The following is a 5,662-nucleotide window of genomic DNA, read 5'->3' as shown; positions in this document are numbered from 1 at the left end:
CCAGCCGTTTCTCCTGAGCGGTCGCCGCCTGCGCGACGACCACGGCTTGCTGGATGCCGTCACAGTGCAGCAACGCGTCTTCGATCTCGCCCAGTTCAATACGAAAACCGCGGATCTTGACCTGAAAATCGCTGCGTCCCAGAAACTCGATCGTGCCATTCGCACGCCAGCGCCCCAAATCACCGGTACGGTACAGCCGCGCATGCGCTTCGGGGGAAAATGGATCGGGAAGGAAGCGCTCAGCGGTGAGCTCCGGCCGGTTGAGATAGCCTCGCGCCACCTGTGCGCCGCCGATATACAGCTCACCGCACACTCCCACCGGGACCGGCTGCATCTGCGCATCCAGAATATAGGTTTGGGTGTTAGCGATAGGACAACCAATGTGCAGCAACGCTTCATCGGCGCTGATTTCTCCGGAGGTCGCCACCACGGTATTTTCGGTCGGACCGTAGTTGTTTATCAGGGTGAAGCGCGCCCCGGCGTACGGCTGGCGGTTCAGACGATCGCCGCCGACCAGCAGCGTGCGCAGCGTGGCAGGCGCCACCTCGCGCACAAACGCCAGCTCGGCGACCGGCGTCGGCAGAAAACTCACGTCAAGCGGCTGCGCGCTCCACCACGTCAGCAGCTGGTCCGGATCGCGGGAGATCGCCGGCGACGGCAATAACAACCGTGCGCCTACCGACAGCGCGGGCCAGATTTCCCACGCCGCCGCGTCAAACCCCAGTCCCGCCAGACTGGAGACGCAGTCCCATGGCCGGAGGGCAAACGCCGCGCAGTGCCAATGCACCAGATTGATGATATTGCGATGCTCGACCATGACGCCTTTCGGACGCCCTGTCGAACCCGAGGTGTAAATGAGATACGCCAGATGACGCGGCGTCAACCCAAGCGCCGCAAGGGGAATATTTTCCTGCGGGCAGTGCATCCACGGGCGCGCATCGCCGTCAATGACCAGCGTACGAGGATCCCGCGCCCGTTCGCCGAGTCGGCTGCACAGCGTATGGCCGGTGATGATCGCCTGCGGCCCGCTGTCTTCCAGCAGATAGGCCAGACGTTCGGTCGGCGTCGCCGGGTCAATCGGCACATAGCCGCCCCCGGCCTTGAGCGTTGCCAGCATCGCGATGATCAGATCGCAACCTCGCTCCAGCACGATCGCCACCCGGCCATTTGGGCGAACGCCCTGTTCGAGCAGCCCATGGGCCAGCTGATTAGCGCGCCGGTTCAGTTCGCCATAGCTCAGTCGCTCTCCGTCGCACTCCACCGCCGTCGCGTCCGGCTGTCGATCCGCCTGCCCCTCAAAGAGCAAATGCAGGGCATCGCCGACCGGATAGTCGGCCCGCGTAGCGTTGAAGCCGAACAGCAGTTGGCGACGCTCGGCATCGGGCAACAGCGGCAACGTCTGCACCGGCTGATGCGGATCGGCCGTCATGCCCCGCAACAGCGCATGCCAGTAGTCCACATAGCGCTGGGCCGTCGCGGCATCAAACAGTGCGGTGGCATAGTAGAGTCGCCCTTTGATCCGACCGCCGACCTCACGGAGATCCAGGCTAAGATCGAATTGGGCCGTCTCCACGGCCTCATTCAGCAGGGATGTCTCCAGCCCCGGCAGCGCAAACGCAATGTCCGGCGTATTCTGCAACGCCAGCATGACCTGAAATACCGGGCTGTGAGCCAGACTGCGAGCGGGCGCCAGCATCTCCACCACCTGCTCGAATGGAATATCCGGATGTCCCTGCGCCGCCAGCGTCGTCGCTTTCACCTGCGCGAGCAGCGCGAGGGTATCCGGCTGTTCCGACAAATCGACGCGCAGCGCCAGCGTGTTGACGAACATACCGATCAGCGGCTCCAGCTCTTGACGATCGCGCCCGGCCACCGGGCTGCCGATCACGACATCCTCCTGGCCGGACAAGCGGCTCATCAGCGCTGACCAGCCCGCCAACAGCAGCATAAACAGCGTCGCGCCGTGATGCTGACTGAGCGACTTCAGCGCCTGCGTCAGCGACGTATCCAGCTCGATGTCCACGCTGGCGCCGCGATAGTCCTGCATCGCCTGACGCGGCCTGTCGCTCGGTAGCGTCAGACAGTCCGGGATCCCACGCAGTTGCTGCGCCCAATAAGCCTGCTGGGCTTGCAAAACATCGCCCCGCATATGTTGCTGCTGCCAGGCCGCGTAGTCACCGAATTGGATCGCCAGCGGCGGCAATGGATCGCCGTTTCCGTGACGGAACGCGGCGTACAGACTTTGCAGCTCCTGAAGGAAAATGCCGACCGACCAACCGTCGGCGACTAGGTGATGAAACGACAGCCGCAGGCGGTACGACTGTGGGCCGACCACCGTTAATTCGCCGTGCGCCAATGCTTCCGTGCCCCGTTCAGAGGCCGTCGGATCGTCTGCCGTTATTCGTCGAAGCGGGAACCCACTCCCTTCCGAGGCGATCACCTGCACCGGCGTACCGTCACGCTCGGCAATGCGGGTGCGCAGCGCGGCGTGACGCGCCACGATGCGATCGAGCGCCTGCGTTAACGCCGCGACATCAAGCTCCCCCTGAATCTGGATCGTGAATGAGATGACGTAAGCCGCCCGCGCGGTTTCATCCATTCGCGAGAGAAACCATAACCGTTGCTGAGCCAGAGACAGCGGAGGGTGAATGCCCTCCGCCACCGGTACTATGTCGGGCAAACGCCCGGTCGGCGCGAGGTCTAGCAAAGCCGCCAGTTCATGCAACACCGGAGATTCAAACACGGCCGCGACCGGCAGTTCCCGCTGCAGTTCGCTACGCACGCGGGAAATCAGCTGCACCGCCAGCAGCGAATGTCCTCCCAGCGCAAAGAAACTGTCATGGCGCCCGACCTGCGCGACGCCCAACACGGAGCGCCAGATCGCCGCCAGCGTCGTTTCCGTGTCGCCTTGCGGCGCTTCATACTCCTGATGTTCGAAGGCATCCCGATCCGGGGCGGGAAGCGAGCGGCGATCCACTTTGCCGTTCGACGTCAGCGGCACCGCGTCCAACGCCACATACGCCGCCGGTACCATAAAGGCCGGTAAATCCTTACCGAGCTGAGCCTTGAGCGCATCTGTCGCCAGAACCTGTCCGCGCGACTCCGCCACGTAGTAGGCGACCAGCTGCTTATCCTGCGTTTTCGTGCTCATGGCCGTCACCACGGCGTGTTTTACACCGTCGCAGGCTTGCAGCGCAGATTCGATCTCCCCCAGTTCGATACGAAAACCCCGGATTTTGACCTGAAAATCATTACGGCCGAGATACTCCACCGTGCCGTCTTCCCGCCAGCGCCCCAGATCGCCGGTGCGGTACATCCGCGCGCCAGACTCCCCGCAGAACGGGTCGAGCGGGAATCGCGCTTCCGTCAGCGCGGGCTGATTCAGGTAGCCACGCGTCACCCCGGCTCCGCTGACGTACAGTTCGCCCGTCACGCCCAGCGGCACCGGCTCGCCATGACTATCCAGCAGGTATAACCGCAGGTCCGGCAGCGGCTTGCCTATCGGGCTTTTACCCGCAGGCATCCCCGCCGACAGCGGACAGTGCGTCACGTGCACCGTCGTTTCGGTGATGCCGTACATGTTCACCAGCTGCGTTTCCGCCTCCGGGTTCTGCTGATACCACGGCGCCAGCGCCGCCACGTCCAGCGCCTCTCCGCCGAAAATCACGTAGCGCAGCGCGTGCGTCTCATGGCTGTCCGCCTGCGCCGCCGTCAGCTGGCGGAATACCCCCGGCGTCTGGTTTAACACCGTCACGCCTTCCCGGCACACCAGCTGGTATAACGCCTGCGGCGAACGCGTCACTGACTGCGGCACTACCACCAGACGTCCGCCGTGCAGCAGTGCGCCCCAGATTTCCCACACCGAGAAATCAAACGCGTACGAGTGGAACAGCGTCCAGATATCATGGTGGTCGAAATCGAACAGTGCCTGCGTTGAACTCAGCAGGCGGGTGACATTGCGGTGTTCAACCATCACGCCTTTGGGTTGACCGGTCGAGCCGGAGGTGTAGATGATGTAGGCCAGATGATGCGGCGTCAGGCCCAGCGTGGCGGCAGGGATATTCTCATCCGAATAATGCGTCCAGGGACGCGCGTCGCCGTCCAGCACCACCTGCGACAACGTCGGCGGCAGATCGCCCAGCGATGGTAGACTGCTACGACAGGTCAGCAACACCTCAGGCGCGCTGTCCTTCAGCATGTATTGCAAACGCGCCTGCGGATAGCCGGGGTCCAGCGGCACATAGCCCGCTCCGGCCTTGAGGACCGCCAGAATGGCGACGATAAGCTCGCTGCCGCGCGGCAGCGCAATCGCCACCCGGCTGTCGGGCTGCACGCCCTGCTCTATCAACTCGCGAGCCAGCTGGTTAGCGCGGCGGTTCAGTTCGCCGTAGCTCAGCGAACGCCCCTCGGCGCTCACCGCCACGGCCTGCGGCCGGGTGTCGGCCTGCTGTTCGAACAACTCATGGAGGCAGAGTGGAGAGGACGGCGCGGGTGCGGGGGGCGAATGCCATTGCTGCATCAAGGCCCGTTCTTCAGGATCTCGCAGCGCCAGCTCTCCGGCGGGACGGTCTGGTTCACTCGCGGCGGCAGTGAAAAAGTGACTTAGGCGACGCAGATGCCATTGCAACTCTCGCTCATGATAAAGCGCAGCGTTGGCGTTCAGGCACAGCTCGATGCCCTCACTTTCCCCTCGGTCGAATAGCGTGATGGAGAGATCGTCTACCGGTCCCAGTAAGAGATTGTGAACTCTGGCTCTAGCGCCCTCAAAACACAGCGAATCGTTATGGCAAGGCAGGATATTGATTAGCGTAGAAAACAGCGTTTCACGTCCGGCGGCCATCCCCAAGTCGGCCTTCAACGTTTCGTAGCGGTAACGCTGATGTCGTGAGACTTGGAACACGGCGCGTTTTGTTTGTTGGAGCCCGGAGGACAAGGTGGTGGTCGGACTCACATTCAACCGCAACGGCAGCACATTGCTGACCATACCGGGGTAACGGCGCAACGCTTTGCCGACGCGAGCCGTCATAGGCATTCCCAGCAGCAGATCTTCTTGCCCGGTGATCCGGTGTAAGTACAGCGCGACCAGCGAGATTAATACTTCAGGCAACGCCGCTTTTCGCTGCTCCGCCACACGACGAAGAAGCCGATGAGTCTGCTCAGGAAGATATTGCTGCCGACGCAATATCTTCACACACCGGGCCTGCTGCCCGGATACACTCACCGGATCCGGGCAATTCGCCAACTGCTTCAGCCAATATTCCCGATCGTGACTCGCGCGGGGTGAAACCTCATAGTCGCGCTCAATCTTCTGTGCCTGAGCAAGCCCGACAAAGACGTCGTCAGGCACCAACGTCCCAACCGAGAACGCGGCGTAGCGGTCCGCAACCCGTTGAATAAACAGTGATACGCTATAGCCATCCATGACGATGTGATGGTGACACTGGTAAAAGAGAAAATATTCCGACGTTATCTGAATCAGCGCAAACGAAAAGAGCGGTCCCTGCTCCAGGTCAAAAGGCGTGTTGCAGGCCGTTTCCATCCACTGCTTCGCCTTCTCCAGCGGCGCGCTTTCCTGACGAAAGTCGAGGATGGGAAAATGCCAGGACGATGCCACGTCCGGGGACTGAGTGACGTCAAGGGACGAAACGTCTAAACGCACTCG

Annotated in this window: 1 protein-coding gene; it reads right to left on the bottom strand. The window is 62.3% G+C overall.

Annotation, left to right across the window (positions count from 1 at the left end):
• Window positions 1-5,662, bottom strand: a 5,662-nt coding sequence (locus tag Q7O77_RS13945; RefSeq protein WP_304168426.1) for a non-ribosomal peptide synthetase, incomplete at both ends; no start/stop codon positions are given.

The organism is Lonsdalea britannica (assembly GCF_946477055.1).
In the GTDB taxonomy this organism is placed as follows: Bacteria; Pseudomonadota; Gammaproteobacteria; order Enterobacterales; family Enterobacteriaceae; genus Lonsdalea; species Lonsdalea britannica_A.
The sequence above is the reverse complement of the archived record's forward strand: the minus strand, read 5'-3'. Positions and strand labels throughout refer to the sequence as shown.